At 60.0% G+C, this 16,855-nt stretch carries 8 protein-coding genes; 6 read left to right on the top strand and 2 right to left on the bottom strand.

What is annotated here, in order from left to right; genetic code table 11:
* Positions 1 to 269: 269 nt before the first annotated feature.
* The 6 genes from QN399_RS21500 to QN399_RS21525 all read left to right on the top strand — a co-directional run bounded on the left by QN399_RS21500 (position 270) and on the right by QN399_RS21525 (position 14,122).
* Positions 270 to 1,052, top strand: coding sequence for an efflux RND transporter periplasmic adaptor subunit (locus tag QN399_RS21500; RefSeq protein ID WP_322177232.1), 783 nt, complete (start codon positions 270 to 272; stop codon positions 1,050 to 1,052).
* Entirely contained in the window at positions 1,049 to 2,368 is a 1,320-nt protein-coding gene (locus QN399_RS21505; protein ID WP_322218810.1) for an HlyD family efflux transporter periplasmic adaptor subunit, read from the top strand. Before QN399_RS21500 ends, QN399_RS21505 begins: the two co-directional genes overlap by 4 nt.
* Positions 2,369 to 4,465 (top strand): site-2 protease family protein, encoded by a 2,097-nt coding sequence (locus QN399_RS21510; protein WP_322177234.1) that lies wholly within the window; start codon positions 2,369 to 2,371, stop codon positions 4,463 to 4,465.
* Between the two features lie 236 nt (positions 4,466 to 4,701).
* Positions 4,702 to 5,532, top strand: coding sequence for a sulfotransferase (locus QN399_RS21515; protein WP_322177235.1), 831 nt, complete (start codon positions 4,702 to 4,704; stop codon positions 5,530 to 5,532).
* Positions 5,533 to 5,692: 160 nt separating this feature from the next.
* Positions 5,693 to 12,592, top strand: coding sequence for an Ig-like domain-containing protein (locus tag QN399_RS21520; RefSeq protein ID WP_330201621.1), 6,900 nt, complete (start codon positions 5,693 to 5,695; stop codon positions 12,590 to 12,592).
* Between the two features lie 36 nt (positions 12,593 to 12,628).
* Entirely contained in the window at positions 12,629 to 14,122 is a 1,494-nt protein-coding gene (locus QN399_RS21525; protein ID WP_322177236.1) for a TolC family protein, read from the top strand.
* 348 nt (positions 14,123 to 14,470) lie between these two features.
* Here the strand turns inward: QN399_RS21525 and QN399_RS21530 are convergent, their stop codons facing one another.
* Both QN399_RS21530 and QN399_RS21535 read right to left on the bottom strand, forming a co-directional pair.
* Positions 14,471 to 15,304 carry a hypothetical protein gene (locus QN399_RS21530; RefSeq protein WP_322177237.1) on the bottom strand — a complete coding sequence of 278 codons (834 nt, stop codon included), beginning with the start codon at positions 15,302 to 15,304 and terminating at the stop codon, positions 14,471 to 14,473.
* A complete protein-coding gene (locus QN399_RS21535; protein WP_322218817.1) occupies positions 15,304 to 16,836 on the bottom strand; it encodes a hypothetical protein in 1,533 nt (510 codons plus the stop codon). Before QN399_RS21535 ends, QN399_RS21530 begins: the two co-directional genes overlap by 1 nt.
* Between the last annotated feature and the right edge of the window lie 19 nt (positions 16,837 to 16,855).

The following is a 16,855-nucleotide window of genomic DNA, read 5'->3' on the forward strand; positions in this document are numbered from 1 at the left end:
CTTCAGTACTGGTCTGCTCGCCGAACATCATGGAGCCGAGAGTCAACGTAGAAACCCGCAGGCCGGATTGGCCAAGAATGCGATAAGTCATGCTCGATATCCTTTTCAATGAGTGGAAGGGAAAAACAGAATGTTTCCAAACATAGAACCTCGCCACGTCGCGGTCCATTACAAATGCAGGGTATTTATGAATGGCTCTGGGCCATTCGACACCCTTGACGGCCAGCACCGCTACCGTAGACTGCCGCCTTTAGTCGGGAGTAAAGGCTATGCGCCACTTGCGTTGTTGGGCTTACGGATTTGCCTGTCTTGCTGGCTTGGCACAGGCAGACACTTCCCAATCGAATGATCCATTGTTGGACAGTGCTCCCCCCAGCGCGCAGACCGTGACCACCGGCGAAGCCCGTGGCGTCTTGCGGGCTCGTGATCAGGCGGTGCTTGCCAGCGAATTGTCCGGGCGAATCGTCGACATGCCGTTCAGCGAAGGCGAGGCCTTCAACAAGGGCGATACCCTGGCGCGCTTCGACTGTGCCGCTTATCAGGCCCAGCTCAATGCCGCCCAGGCAGGCATTCGCGGCGCCAGTGAAGAGTTGGCGCACAACAAACAACTGGCCTCGCTCAACTCCGTTGGCCGTTTCGAAGTGGCGCGAGCCGAAGCCAAACTGGCTGAAGTGCAGGCTCAAGCGCAGGTCTATCAGGTTCAGGTCAAGCGCTGTAGCGTGGTCGCGCCATATGATGGTCAAGTAGTGCTACGCAAGGCGCAGCGCTATGAAAGCGTTTCGGCTGGCGCGCCGCTGATGGAAATTGTCGACAACCGCACCCTGGAAATTCACCTGTTGGTGCCGTCGCGCTGGATGTCACGACTCAAGCCTGGGCAAACCTTCAGCTTTACCCCCGATGAAACTGGTCAGCCACTGACCGCAACGGTCAAGCGATTGGGTGCGCGCATCGATGAGGGTAGCCAAACGCTGTTGCTGGTCGCCTCGCTGACTGACGTCAAGGGCCTGCTGGCGGGCATGAGTGGTACCGCGCATCTGGCGTCCGCCAAGTGAACGCTGCGGCGCCAGGCATAGCCGAACGGGTTTTCGCGCAATTTCTCGATCTGGAGCGTCAGACCCGCGCCGCCAAAGATATCGATCAACTGGCCTACAGCCTGGTCAATGACGGTCAGGCCCTGTTCAGTTTTCGTCACGCAGCGCTGTTGATCGCTGGCAAGGTGCGCGCAGTGACGGGCGTCAGCATGGTTGAACCCAATGCGCCCTTTGTCGCCTTCGTCGAGCACGCTGTGGCAGACCTGTTCAAAAAAAATCAGTTAAACCAGCCGGGTTCTGTCGCCATCGAACAGCTGGGTGGGCAGGACCAGGCGGAGGTGCAGGCGCTGTCGGCGACCCAAGTGTTCTGGCTCCCCTTGCTTGATCGCAAAGGCCTGGTATTTGGTGGGTTGTGGTTGGCCCGCGAACAAGCCTGGACACAGCCTGAGCAAATGCTTCTGGCGCGGTTGGGCGACACCTACAGTCACGCCTGGCTGGCGTTGCAACCGCGCAAGCCGTGGCGTTTGCATTGGTCCGGGAAAAAGCAGCTGGCGTTGGTCGGGGTGTTGTTGCTGTGTCTGTTGATACCTGTGCGTCAATCGGTGCTCGCACCCGCCGAAGTGGTGCCATTGGGTGGCCGCGTGGTGGCGGCACCGCTGGACGGAGTGATCGCCGAGTTCTTGGTCAAGCCCAACCAGCCGGTAAAAACTGGCGACCTGTTGCTGCGCTTCGAAAGTACCACGCTCAAAGCGCAGGCAGATGTTGCTGAGCGGACCTTGGGTGTGGCCGAAGCGGAGCTCAAGGCCAACGCACAGCGGGCCTTCGCTGATGCCGAATCCAGCTCGCGCATCGACCTGCTGGCGGCGCGCGCCGAACAAAAGCGCGCCGAGCGTGATTACGCGCGTGAGTTGCTCAAACGCAGTGAAGTGCGGGCCGAACGTGACGGCATCGCGGTATTTGCTGACGCAGAGCGCTGGACCGGAAAACCGGTGCAGACGGGCGAGCGCCTCCTGGATATTGCCGACCCGACCCAAGCGGAGCTGCGTATCGAACTGGCGGTTGGCGATGCCATTGAGCTTGAGCCTGGTGCAAAGGTGGCACTCTTTCTCGACAGCGATCCTTTGCACCGCTATGAGGCAACTCTGGAACGTGCGGCTTACGAGGCACAACCTACCGCTGCGGGGCAATTGGCCTACCGGCTGGACGCGAGCTTCAGCGAAGCGCCGCCGCGAATTGGTTTGCGTGGCACCGCCAAACTCTTCGGTGAGCGCGCGCCAGTGGGGCTCTATCTGCTGCGTCGTCCTCTGGCAGCGTTGCGTCAGAGCGTAGGCCTTTAAATGAACGTGCCCGCGCTGCGAGCGGATTTGCAGCTGTCGGCGGCTGCCCCGGCGCTGGACGGTTCGCCACGCTGGACCCTGGCTGACCCGGTGCGTGGGCGTTACTTCAAGCTCGGTGCGGCGGCAATTCGCTTGCTGCGCCATTGGTCGCTGGGTGATGCCAGCAAAGTTTTGGCTGCTGCCAATCAGGAACCTGGTCTTCCATTGGTCGGGCATGAGCTTGACGAGCTGCTGAGCTTTCTGCGCGCCCATGACCTGATTGCCGCACTGGATCAGGAGCAGCGCGACAGTTATATGCGCAAGGCGGCCGCCCAGCGTCAGGGCGTTTGGCAGATGCTGCTGCATCAATACCTGTTTTTCCGAATCCCGCTGTGGCGCCCCGATGCTTTCCTCAATCGCGTCTGGCCGTGGCTCGAACGTTATGGCTCGCGTCTGCTGCGCTATGGCTTACCCCTCACCCTGGGAACTGGCGTGTTTCTGGTGGCGCGTGATTGGGACCGTTTTCTGTCGACGTTTCCGCATTTGTTCAGTCTCGGCGGCGCGATGGCGTTCGGCATCGCGTTATTTTTCGCCAAACTGTGTCACGAATTCGGTCATGCATTCATGGCCAAGCGTGCCGGTTGCCGGGTACAAAGCATGGGCGTGGCATTCATGGTTATGCTGCCGTTGTTTTATACCGATGTCAGCGATGCCTGGCGGGTCAATGATCGCCGTTCACGGCTGCTCATTGGCGCGGGTGGCGTGCTGGCTGAGTTGGTCTTGGCCTGCATCGCCTTGCTGGTCTGGTCACTGCTGCCCGACGGCCCGGCGCGTACCGCTGCGTTCATGCTGGCCAGTGCGACCTGGCTGACCACGCTGGCGGTGAACCTCAACCCATTCATGCGCTTTGATGGTTATTTTCTGCTCAGTGATTTGTGGCAGGTGGACAACCTGCAAGGTCGCGCCTTCGCTCTGTGCCGCTGGCGCTTGCGTGAGGTCCTGTTCGGTTATCAGCAACCGGCACCGGAGCCGTGGTCTCCCGCCATGCAACGTCGACTGTTGTTGTGGGGGTATTTCTCCTGGCTGTGGCGCGCAGCGTTGTTCTTTGGCATTGCGCTGGCGGTCTATCACCTGTTCTTCAAGCTGCTCGGCATCTTCCTGATGATGGTCGAGTTGGTGTGGTTCATCTTCCTGCCGATTTGGAAAGAAATGCGCATCTGGTGGAAAAGTCGCGAATACGCCCATAACGCTCGCGCCCTGTTCAGTTTGCTGGGTTTGCTGGCAGTTATTGCCGTACTGGTATTGCCATGGCGCAGCAGTGTCGAGTTGCCGGCGATGCTTGAAGCCGGACGTGTCAGTGCGCTGCACACGCCTATCGCGGCGCGGGTCAAACGAGTGAACGTGCAGGACGGGCAGCGCATCGAGGCAGGGGCGGTTTTGATCGAGCTGGAGTCGCCGGATCTGGACTCGCGCCAGACCATCGTGCGTCGGGAGATAGATATTCTGCAGCTGCAATTACGGCGTCAGGCCGGACGTAGTGAAACGGTGGCCGATGTGGGCATCTTGGAGCAGCGGCTGGCTGAAGCGGTGGCTCAATACCGTGGACTGGTGGCGCAGCGTGAGCGTCTGCTGGTGCGTGCGCCGCAGGCCGGACAGGTGCGTGATCTGTTACCAGAACTGAGCGTCGGGCGTTGGGTATCGACCAAGCTGCCATTGGCGCGCGTGGTGGAGGACGGTGTCCGGCTGCGAGGCTATCTGGCTGAGGAAGCATTGTGGCGTGTTGCGTCGGGCGCGGAGGGACGTTTTATTCCTGATGACCCGATGCGCCAGGCTATCCCTGTGGCGCTCCTGGAGGTGGACGCCAACGGCGTGAACTATCTGGATCTGGAAGCCCTGGCCTCCGATCACCATGGGCCAATTGCCGTTCGCCGCGATGAAAGCCACCGCGCCGAACCTGTGCAAGCGCAATACGGCGCACGCTTGAGCATTCTGCAACCCACGCCTACCCCAAATCAGCCCCTGCGTGGTTTGGTGGTGTTGCAGGGGCGCAGTGAGTCGCTGCTGGGCAATGCCTGGCGTCGATTGGCGGCGTTGGGCGTGCGGGAAAGCGGTTTCTAAGAATAACGAGCGCACTGGGCTGGCAAGTGCTCATCGGCATACTGTTATAAAACGTTATTTTTTCAGGCCGTTACCGAGGGACGGCTCAAGTGTTTTTTCGTCGCCAGAAAACTGCCGAAGAGGCCTGTATTTACGGGGGGGTTCATCCCGAAAAAGTGCCAGGTGATATCAAAACAATACTAGGCGTATATTCCACGATCCGGTAATCTTGTCCTACAAATGGACTTCCGCAGTGGGTGAAGGGATTGGCAAGTTTTCATTTTATTTCAGGCTTGCCGCGTTCCGGGTCTACCCTGCTCTCCGCTATCCTTCTGCAAAACCCAAAATTCCACGCCGGCATGACCAGCCCGCTGGGTTCGTTGTTTTCTGGCGTGCTCGAACAATGCAGTGCGGGCAGTGAGTTCGGTGCGGTTATCGACACCGGCATGCGCCAGCGCCTGCTGCGTGGGTTGTTCGATTCCTACTACGCCGACAAAGCCGACAAGCCCGTTATCTTCGACACCAATCGCCAATGGTGTGCACGTTTACCTGCCCTCAAGGAACTGTTCCCCCAGGCCAAGACCATTGCCTGTGTGCGTAACGTTGCCTGGGTGATGGACAGCATTGAGCGGTTGTACCGCGCAAATCCGTTCGAGAACACCAAGTTGTTTTCCGACGCGAACGAGCGCAATACCGTTGAGAGCCGCGTCGAAACCCTGGCCCAACGCAACCGCCTGGTGGGGTTCGCCTGGTCAGCGCTTAAAGAAGCCTATTACGGTGAGCAAGCTGACTCGTTGTTGATCGTCGACTACGAGCTGCTGAGTCAGGCACCCGAGTTGGTCATGCGCCTGGTCTACGACTTTATCGGCGAGCCCTGGTTCGAGCATGACTTCGAGAACCTGGTCTATGACGCGCCGGAGTTCGATCAAGGTCTCGGCATGAGTGGCCTGCACAAAGTAAGACGCAAGGTCGAGATGACACAGCGGCGCACGATCCTGCCGCCAGATATTTTCGAGAAGTACGCAGAGTTGTCCTTTTGGAACGATGGTCGGTCCAGTGCCGCCAACGTCATCCGTATAAAAAACTGAAACCGCTATCAACTGATAGCGGTCATTCGTTTGAGAGTCTGAGTTTCGAGCGCAGGTGAGCCTCATGTGGTGGAATAAAGCTAAGTCGTCGAGTGCAAGACAGGTAGCGCCACGGGCGAAAGCTTTGGCTGCGCCATTGATCATGTCGCTTGAGCCGCGAATGCTGTTCGACGGTGCGGTCGCCGCGACAGTTGCGGACACCGCTCACGCCGACAGCCATGCCACCACGGACGCCGCCAAGCCAGCGGCGGCGACCGATCATGCTGCCAGCAACGATAGCCATCCCCAGACCGATACGGCCGCGACGCCGACACCGACACCGCCTGCAGTCCCAGGGCAGACCGTGGTGTTCGTCGACTCGCGGGTCAAGGATTCCGAAAGCCTGCTTAAAGGTGTCGCGGCCGGTACCCAAGTGGTCGAATTACAGGCCGGCAAGGACGGCTTGCAGCAAATTGCCGACTACCTCGACACCCACCACGGCGTGAGCACCGTTGAACTTATTGCCCACGGCAACTCGGGCGACCTGTGGTTGGGCAGCACCTACCTCTCGGCCGATAACGTCGCGGCACGGGCCGACGTATTGGCGCGCATCGGCAATGACATGAATGTCGGCGGCGATATCCTGCTCTACGCCTGCAACACCGCCGCGGGCGACAAGGGTATCGGCTTTGTCGACTCCCTGGCGCAATACACCGGGCGCGATATCGCGGCGTCGACCAACCGCACCGGCCTGGGCGGCGACTGGACCCTGGAAATAGCCACCGGCACCATCGAAAGCCACAATGTGCTGTCGGCCGATGCCGTGGCTGCCTATCAGTACGGTCTGGCGACCATTACTGTGACCAATGCCGCTGACAGCGGCGTCGGTACGCTGCGTGCGGCCCTGAATAATGCGGTGACGGGCGATATTGTCACCTTCAACGCCGCCGGCATGACGGTCAACCTGGTCTCGCAACTGACCATCACCAAGAACCTCACCGTCGAAGGCGACCTGAACCACGACGGCGTTGCCGATGTGACCCTTAACGGGCAGTACCAGACCCAGGTGCTCAGGGTCAATTCCGGGGTCACCGCGACCCTGGACGGTCTGATCATTACCAAGGGCCTGGCGGCCGGCAATGGCGCGAATGCCGGGGTCGACGGCACCTCGGTCATGGGTGGCGGTATCGTCAACGCCGGTAACCTGACCCTGAACAACGTCACGGTGACCAGCAACGCGGCCTCGGGTGGCGGTGGCGGTGGCGGGGTTACTGCGCCTTACGTCGGCGGTGCAGTCGGCGGTGGCGGTGGCGGTGGCGGTGCCCTTGGCGGGAAAATCGGTGGTCACGGCGGTACCGCAGGCTTCGGTACCGGGGTCTATGCTGGTACCGCAGGTTCTGCCAACCAAGGCGGTAACGGCGGTAGCTACGACCCCAACTACATGGGCGGTCGCGGTGGCAGCAGCACCGGCGCCGGCGGCTCGGGTGGCTTAGGCGCCTCCAACTACAGTAACGGCGGGGTTGGCGGCACGGCGAACAATGGCACTATCTCCATTGGCGGCGGCGGTGGCGGCTCCGGTTGGGACAAGCCGGGCCGGGCCGGCGCCTCGGCCAGCGGCGGTATCTACAACGCGAGTACGGGTACCCTGACCGTCGTCGGCACCTCGGTGATTTCCAATAACATCGCTGCCGGCGGTGGCGGTGGCGGTGGCGGTGGCTTGGGCGGCTCTGCCGACCCCGGTGGCGCGGCCGGTAAAGGTGTCGGCGCGATCTGGAACAAAGGCACGTTGTTGGTGACCGCCGCCAACTTTGCGGCGATGACCGGCAACGCCGGCGGCAGCGGCTCCGGCGGTTCGGCGCTGGGCGGCGGCAGCACCGGCGCCAGCGTGGCGTCCGTGAACAATATCTTCAATGACGGCGGCACACTGAACACCGCCTATGCCCCGGCACCGACCGCGACCATCGTGGTCTCCAACACCTCCCAGCACATCGGGAGCACCTCGCTGGTGACCTTCACCTTCAACCAGACGGTGGCGGGGTTCACCAACGCCGACCTGACGATTTCCAACGGTACCCTGGGCACCCTGACTACCAGCGACAACATCACCTATACGGCGACCTTCACTCCAAGTGCCAGCGTCACCAGCGCCACCAACCACATCGTCCTCGACAATACCGGGGTCAGCAGCGTGTCGGCAGGCACGGTGGGCAGCGGCACCACCGCGTCCAACAACTACGCCATCGATACCGTGCGCCCGACCGCGACCGTCACGGTGGTCGCGCCGACGTTGAGCACCACGGTCAACTCGACGGTGAACATTACCTTCAGCGAAGCGGTGAGCAGTTTCAGCCTGGCTGACATGTCGGCCTCCAACGGCACCCTGAGCAACCTGAGCACCAGCGACAATATCCACTGGACCGCGACCCTGACACCGACCGCCAGCAGCAACAGCAGCGGCAATGTCATTACTCTGGATAACACCCTCTATACCGATACCGCGACCAACGTCGGTACTGGCACGACCACGTCCAACACCTATGCGGTCGATACCGTGCGGCCGACCGCGACCATCGTGGTGGCCAATACTGCGCTGAACATCGGTGGAACCTCGCTGGTGACCATCACCTTCAGCGAGGCGGTGACCGGCTTCACTACCGCCGACCTGACGGTCGGCGGTGGGACCTTGAGCGGCTTGAGCAGCAGCGACGGCGGTACCACCTGGACCGCGACCCTGACGCCGACCGCCAGCGTGACCCAAACCGGCGATGTCATCACCCTGGATAACACGGGGGTCAGCGATGCGGCAGGCAATGCCGGCAGTGGCACCACCCACTCCAACACCTATGCCGTCGATACCCAGCGGCCGAACGCGACCGTCGTGTTCGCCAACACCAACCTGGGCGTCGGCCAGACGTCGCTGGTGACCATCACCTTCAGCGAAGCTGTGGTCGGTTTTACCAACGCCGACCTGACGGTCTCCAATGGCACCCTGAGCGCGGTGAGCAGCAGCGACGGCGGCATCACCTGGACCGCGACCTTCACCCCGACAGCGAGTATCGTCAGCGCGAGCAACCACATCACCCTGGACAACACTGGGGTCCAGGATACGGCGGGCAACGCCGGCAGCGGCACTACCACGTCGAACAACGTGGTCATCGACGGCGTGCGTCCGACCGCGACTGTGGTGGTTGCGAACCACTCCCTGATCATTGGCCAGACCTCGCTGGTGACCATTACCTTCTCGGAAGCCGTGGTCGGTTTCAGCAACGCCGACCTGACGATCGCCAACGGCACCTTGAGCGCGGTGAGCAGCAGCGACGGTGGCATCACATGGACCGCGAACTTCACCCCGACGGCGAGCATCACCAACGCCAGCAACGTCATCACCCTGGACAATACCGGCTATAGCGACACCAGCGGCAACGCCGGGACCGGCAGCACCAACTCCAACAACTACGCCATCGATACCCAGCGTCCGACCGCGACCATTGTTGTCGCCGATCCTGCGCTCACGGCCGGCGAAACCTCGTTGGTGACCATCACCTTCAGCGAAGCGGTGACCGGCTTCACCCTGGCCGACCTGAGTGTGAGTCACGGTAGCCTGAGTGGCTTGAGCACCGGCGATGGCGGTATCACCTGGACCGCGACTTTCACTCCGGGCACCAATACCAGCAGCGCGACCAACGCCATCACCCTGACCAATACCGGTATCGCTGACATCGCTGGCAACGCTGGCGCGGGCACCTCTAACTCGGCGAACTTCAGCATCGACACCGTGTTGCCCTCGGCGACCATCGTGATGGCGAACCCGTCTCTGAAAATCGGCGACACCTCGCTGGTGACCATTACCTTCAACGAGGCGGTGACCAGGTTCAGCAATGCCGATCTGTCGATTACCAACGGCACCCTGGGCGCGGTGAGCAGCAGCGACGGCGGCATTACCTGGACCGCCACGTTCACCCCGTCGGCGAGCATCACCGATGCCACCAACCAGATCACCCTGGACAACACTGGGGTTCAGGCGGCCGTTTCGGGCAATGTCGGCAGCGGCAGCAGCGTTTCCAACAACTATGTCATCGACACCCAGCGTCCGACGGCCACTGTCGTGGTCGCGACCGATCATCTGGGCATCGGCGGTACATCCCTGGTGACCATCACCTTCAGCGAGGCGGTGACCGGTTTCAGCCTGGCCGACCTGACGATCGACAACGGTACCGTGAGCAGCCTGAGCACCAGCGACAACATCACCTATACCGCGACCCTGACGCCAGCGGCGGGTATCACCCAGGGCAACAATCACATTGTCCTGGACAACAGTGGCGTGGCCGATGGTGCTGGCAACGCCGGCTCTGGCACCACCAACTCGAACACTTACGACGTCGACAGCGTGCGCCCGACGGCGACCATCGTGGTCGCCAACCCGACCCTGGCGGCCGGGCAGACCGCGCTGGTGACCATCACCTTCAGCGAGGCGGTGACCGGGTTCGACAACAGCGATCTGAGCGTGCCCAATGGTACCCTGAGCGCGGTGAGCAGCAGCGACGGCGGCATCACCTGGACCGGGACTTTCACCCCGACCAGCAACGTTCACGACACCACCAACCTGATCAGCCTGAACAACGCGGGCTATACGGACCTGACCAATAACGCCGGCACCGGCATCACCAATTCGGGCAACTTCACCATCGATACGGTGCGCCCGACCGCAACCATCGTGGTGGCGGACAACGCCCTGAACATCGGCGAAACCTCAGGGGTGACCATCACCTTCAGCGAAGCCGTGACCGGCTTCAGCAACGCCGACCTGACGATCAGCAACGGCACATTGACCGCCGTGACCAGCAGCGACGGTGGTATCACCTGGATGGCGACGTTCACGCCAACCAACGCCATCACCGACAGCAGCAACCTGATCAGCCTGGACAACAGCGGTGTGCAGAACGCCTCGGGCAATACCGGCAGTGGCACCACCGACTCCAACAACTTTGCCATCGATACGGCGCGTCCAACCGCGACCATCGTGGTGACCGACCCGGCCTTGGGCGTCGGCCAGACCACGCAGGTCACTATCACCTTCAGTGAGGCGGTGAGCGGGTTCGATAACAGCGACCTGACCATCGATAACGCCACCCTGAGCAATGTCACCAGCAGCGATGGCGGCATTACCTGGTCCGCCACATTGACGCCGTTAGCCGGCATCACCGACACCAGCAACATCGTCCGGCTGGGCAATGCCGGCGTTCAGGATCTGTCCGGCAATATGGGCAGCGGCACCACCGACTCCAACAATTACGCCGTCGACAGCCAACGCCCGACAGCGACTATTGTGTTGAGCGATACGCTCCTGAGAGCAGGGGAAACCTCGCTGGCAACCATCACCTTCAGCGAGGCGGTGAGCGGCTTCGACAACAGTGATCTGACCATCGCCAACGGCACTTTAAGTGCGGTGAACAGCAGCGACGGCGGCATCACCTGGACCGCTACGTTCACCCCGACCATGGGCCTGACTGATACCACCAACGTCATCACCCTGAATAACACTGGCGTCTCAGACCTGGCTGGCAATGCGGGTGTGGGCACCACCGACTCCGCCAACTATGTGGTGGAAACCCAGGTTCCGACCGCGACCATCGTGGTGGCAGATAACGCCCTTAAGGCCGGCGAAACCTCAGGGGTGACCATCACCTTCAGCGAAGCGGTGAGCGGTTTCACCAACGCCAATCTGACCATTGCCAATGGCTCCTTGAGCAACGTCAGCAGCAGCGACGGCGGCATTACCTGGACCGCGACCTTCATACCAACGGTTGACGTGACGGACAGTACCAACCTGATCAGCCTGGACAATCGGGGTGTGACCAACGCGTCGGGCAACAGTGGGGTCGGCGTGACCGACTCGAACAACTTCACCATCGATACGGTGCGCCCGACCGCAACCATCGTGGTGGCGGACAACGCCCTGAACATCGGCGAAACCTCGCTGGTGACCATCACCTTCAGCGAGGCGGTCAGCGGGTTCGACAACAGTGATCTCACGGTAGCTAACGGTTCCCTGAGCAACGTCAGCAGCCGCGATGGTGGCATGACTTGGACCGCAGCGTTCACCCCGACCGGTAACATCACCGGCGCCAGTAACCGGATCACCCTGAACAATAGCGGCGTCAGTGACCTGGCAGGCAACGCCGGAGTGGGCAGTACCGACTCGAACAACTACGCCGTCGACACCCAGCGGCCTACCGCCAGTGTTGTGGTCGCCAGTTCGGCGTTGACCGCAGGACAGACGTCGCAGGTGACCATCACCTTCAGCGAGGCCGTGAGTGGTTTCGATCTGTCCGACCTGAGCGCCACTAATGGCACGCTGTCGAACTTGTCCAGCCACGATGGCGGCCAGACCTGGACTGCCACCCTGACGCCGACGGCCAATATCAACGTCGCCAGCAATCTGGTCAGCCTGAACACCCTCGGCGTGACGGACCTGGCAGGCAATGCTGGCACCGGCAGTACAAACTCCAATAGCTTTGGCATCAACAGTATTTCCATGACCGGTGACCCGGAATTCCGCACCAGTATTACGCCAGCTGCGCTTCCGGGCGTGTCCAACGTGGCGCTGCAACCGAACGTGTTCGCTGCGCCGCCCGGCAATCTCGGCTCACCGTTGGCCTTCAACTCGCTGTTTCAGTCGCCGACCCTGGGCAGCGATGTACCGGCCCTAGGCAACATCTTCATCAATAATCAGGCGCTGGCGCCAAGTTATATTGCCCAGGTTTTCGGTAGCAGCGACAGCACGGGCAGCGTAACCAGTGGCTTTCATGGTGCTGGCGGGGGCGACGGTGGAGTGTTCGGTACTAGCACGATTTCCGGGGTATTTGGTCGGGACTCGGTGCCTGATGTTTCGCCGCTGAACGTGTTCGACGGTAAGCAATGGAACAGCAGTAGCAAAAATGCAGGCGAAGGGGTGCGCGGAATTTTTGGCGCGCCGACACTGAGCCAGCAATTGCATCAACTCAAAGAAAACGAGCAACGCCAGATTCGCGAATTGACGTTGGCGCTTGTGCAGATCGGCGCGAGTGAAGCGCAGGCCTGACTATAAAGAAGCTGTTTGCCGTACTAGGGGTTAGGGATGAATAAGGCTCAGAAGTTGTTCAGCGTCAGCTTGCTGGCGTTGATTGTGAGTGGTTGTGCGGTCACCAGTAAGCCGATCGATCGAAGTGAAAGCGAGCAGCGCGCCAAGAGTGATCTGGTCGATATGTACAAGGATCAGGAGCCGCTCAATGGTCCGCTGACCTTGCATGAGGCGATGGCTCGCGCGGTGAAATATAACCTCGAAGCCCGCCTTAAAGTCATGGAAGAGGCCATGGCTCAGCGTCAGGTCGATCTGGCCAGCTTTGACATGCTGCCACGCATGGCGATGAGTGCCGGTTACGCCGGGCGTAATAACGTCGGAGCCTCCAGCAGCCAAAGTATCCAGACCGGAACCCAGTCGTTGGAACCCTCGACCTCCCAGGACCGCGACCGCCGGGTTGCCGACTTGACCATGGTCTGGAACGTGCTCGATTTTGGTGTCAGCTACATCAGTGCCAAGCAACAGGGCGATCAGCGCCTGATCGTGCAGGAGCGTCGGCGCAAGGTGGTTAACACTATCGTCCAGGACGTGCGTTCTGCTTACTGGCGTGCTCTGGCTGCTGAACGGTTGCTCACGCAAATCGACAGTCTGATGGCGCGCGTCGAAAAGGCCCAGACCAACAGCGAGGCCATGAGCGACCAGCGCGTGGGTGACCCGGTTCAGGCCCTGAGTTATCAGCGCGCCCTGATCGAAGCGACCCGGCAACTGGAAGACCAGCGCCGCGCTTTATCCTTGGCCAAAACCGAGCTCGCAACCCTGATCAATCTGCCATTGGGTTCCGATCTGAAGCTGGCAGCGCAAAGTGATTACGAGGTCCCCGTGCTGAAAGTGGGCCTTTCTCGTTTGGAGGACGAGGCCTTGGCCAGCCGTCCTGAACTGCGCGAACAGGATTATCAGACGCGCATCAGCGCTGCAGAAACCCGTAAAGCCATGCTGCGCATGTTGCCGGGGCTTGAGTTCTCTGCTGGCGGGCATTACGACAGCAACTCCTTTCTGGTCAACCAGAGCTGGGCTGATTACGGCGTCAAGGTGACCTGGAACCTGTTCAACGTGATTTCGGCGCCCGCCGCCATCAACGTTGCCAAGGCAGGGGAATCCGTGGCTTCAGCTCGTCGGCAGGCCATGTCGATTGCGATTCTGGCGCAGTTGTATGTTGCCAACGCCAATTACCAAGAGGCCCTGCGTCAGTTCAAGACCAGCCAGCAATTGTCGAAACTCGACGGGCAGATTGTCGGCCAACTGCGCAATCGCTATAAGGCCAACAGCATTGGCGAACTCGATTTGATTCAGGGTGAACTCAATACTCTGCAAGCCGATTTGCGCCGTGACTTGTCCTACGCTGACTTGCGCAATGCCTATGGGCAAATCTTCGCCAGTGCCGGCCTTGATCCGCTGCCAGTGACGTTGGAATCGACGGAAATAAAATCCATTGCCAGCGCGTTGGCTACGCGTGAAGACGGCTGGGCGCAGGGTAAGATCTCGACGCCATGAGTGGGATGCGTTCGACGTCGCCTGACAGGCGCTCTGTCGGCGCGTTTGAACGCTGCGCTTTTCCATCGCCCAAAATTAAGCCCGGCAAAAGCCGGGCTGAAAGAACCTGCATAAGGTGTTAGCTCACACGGTTTGTACCGACGTGGTCATCGCTGATATTGATAGTCCGGAAAAATCATACTGATCATAGGATTAGCGATTTTTTTCCGGGCGATGCGAAGGAGTAGTGCGAGGGGTGTGGTTTTTTCGATGCTCGCAGCGTTCTATTTTTGACCGAAATCGGGGCAGGAAAGTGCAACAAGGTCGGCGCAACGGCCATTCATCATTAGCCGTTGCAGCCTGTTGTAACTATTCCACGACCGCAGTCAGCTCGGGTGTACCGAAGCCTTTGAGTTCGGCATGCGAGCGCTCGAAGTAACCCGTCCAGAAGCTTTGCAAGTTCTGGATCAGTTTGCCGGAGCGGTAGCCGTTCTTGTTGTCTTGAGGGACGAACGCAGCACCGTGAACATAGACGCGGGCTCCCGCGAAGTCGGCAAACAAATTCTGCTTTTCGACCTTGGCCAACTCGGCTGCGGGGTTGATATCGCGTATCCGATTAGCCGCATAGAAACTGCCGAAGTCGCTGTATTCGAGCATGTCGGACATCAAGAAAATGACCTGTTCGTTGGCGTCTTTGGCGTTGCGCAAATCGGCGGAAATTTCCCGCAAGCTGAACAGGATCTCACTGCGCGGAATGTCCGTGCTGGAGGTGCCCATGGTCGCTGCGAATGCCTTGCCGAAGTTCTGCCAGAGCACCTGCGGTTGAGCTTTCAGACAGTTGCCCAGTTTGCGCGCAGGCATCATCGGCACATCGCCAATGACACTGTCTTGCAACGGATTTTCCAGGGTTCCGGAGAATTGCAGTCGGGTGTAGTGCCCTTCCAGGTAGGCGCTGAAGCTGTAAAGCCGCAGCTTGTCCCCAGGCTGAATGAACCGCTTGATGTGGCTCCAGGCGGTTTGCTGCAGCTCCTTGGTCAGCGGCGTGGTCTGGTCGATGATAACCGTCAACAAGCGCCCCGAAGAGGGCGCCTTGAACTCGGTCAACTTGCTTTGCTCATAGCAGCTGGGCACGTCGTTGCGCTCAGCGCCCCATGCTATTAGCGGGACAAAGGCCAGCACAGCGATCAGTGTTTTGATCATCATCAGCTTTCCTGCTCGTCCAGCATCTGGAGTTTGTAAGCACGGCGGATCAGCGTTTCGTCCACGCCTTTTTTGCCCGCGACATAGGCTAGGTCTTCCTCCTCATAGCCGGTCAGCTTGCCCCAGGCGTGCGGGTCGAAACCGGCCGTCTTGGTGGAGACGTGTGCAATGGGTTCTGGCGTGACATCGACCGCGGAGGTCACCACAGCGGCTTGCCGTGTTTCGGCCGCGATGGGGTCAGGGATGGCCGACAGATTTTCGGACCTTTTGTTTTCGATGAAGCGCTCAAAGGTCCGCGCGTGTTTGTTCGATTCCTTCTCGCTGTGATCAGTGCCAGAGATATGGAACTGGGCCGACAGCAGCGCTTGCAGCGTGCTCAGTGCCTGTTGTGCGTCAACCGCAATGGAGCTTGCGAGGCGGCGGTGATAGGCCACATATTCATCGGCGTTGGCAAAACCGACGGTCTGCTCCCAGGCCTCTTTCGATTTGCTGCCAACAAAACCTCGGGAGTACGCCAGGTAAGTGCTGGTGAACTGAATGAACACGAACAGTGCGCTGAGCACGCCGAAAGTGATCATCGACGCGCGGTGCATCGAATCAATCTGGTCCTGAGCGCTTTTGGTTTTCGAATCGTTGCCCAGCGACTTCATGTCGTCGGTGATCGGGAAGTCATTCGAGGACGGGAAGTCATCGGCCGAAGCACTGATGGCCGGAGGGTTGGCGATCAACTCGGCCTCTTGGGCCTGCAGAGTTTCAGCCCGCACCCAGAAGGCTGCAACCGCCAGAATCAGGATGAAAACGCCATAGGCGACAGTGATGCCGAAGGACTTGGCTGGCGTTTGCTTGCTGTAGTTGACCTTGATGCGGTTGAGCATCTGCTGGTACGCCGGGCGGTCATTATCATCGTAGGTCTTGTCGATATTAAGCCGGTCTTTTTTGATGAAGTCGCCTTCCTCACCTTTCTTGCGCATGGTGGCGTAGGCCATGATCTGGCCGACCATGTGGTTCAGGTACAACTGGCGACCGGTCAGCTCAGACAGCAGCAAGGCGATGATCGAAATGACCAGACCAATACCAAACGCACCCGCCAGCGCGGTGTTGGGCGTGGCGAGTGTCATGGCGTATGGCGACAACGCGTAACCGAACGCAGAGGCTTCGATCACCATCAGCATGATCACCAGCATCCACAGCCACATGCTTTTTTCGATGCGGTGATCCTCGCTGACTTTCATCAGATAGTCTTCGCACTTCTGAAAGAACTGACCGTTTTTTACATGGCCCTCGTAGTAGTGGTAGTAGGCGCTGCACAGCTGGGTTTCGGCGTCGAGGAAGTGGGTTTTCGGGTTCTGTTCGCCCGGATGATTGACCCAATGTTTGATCTTCCCGAACAGCGGGACGTTGTGCCGGGCCAGCATTAAGCCGTAACGCACTTTGTTCCAGTAGATGACCACCGGAATCATGAGAAAGAGCGTCGCCAGGAGAGGCACAACGATGTACCAGTAGGCGATGAAGAACGCCTGAATTGTCTGCAGCATGTTATTTCCCTATTTCATC

Source organism: Pseudomonas sp. 10C3 (assembly GCF_036346185.1).
In the GTDB taxonomy this organism is placed as follows: domain Bacteria; phylum Pseudomonadota; class Gammaproteobacteria; order Pseudomonadales; family Pseudomonadaceae; genus Aquipseudomonas.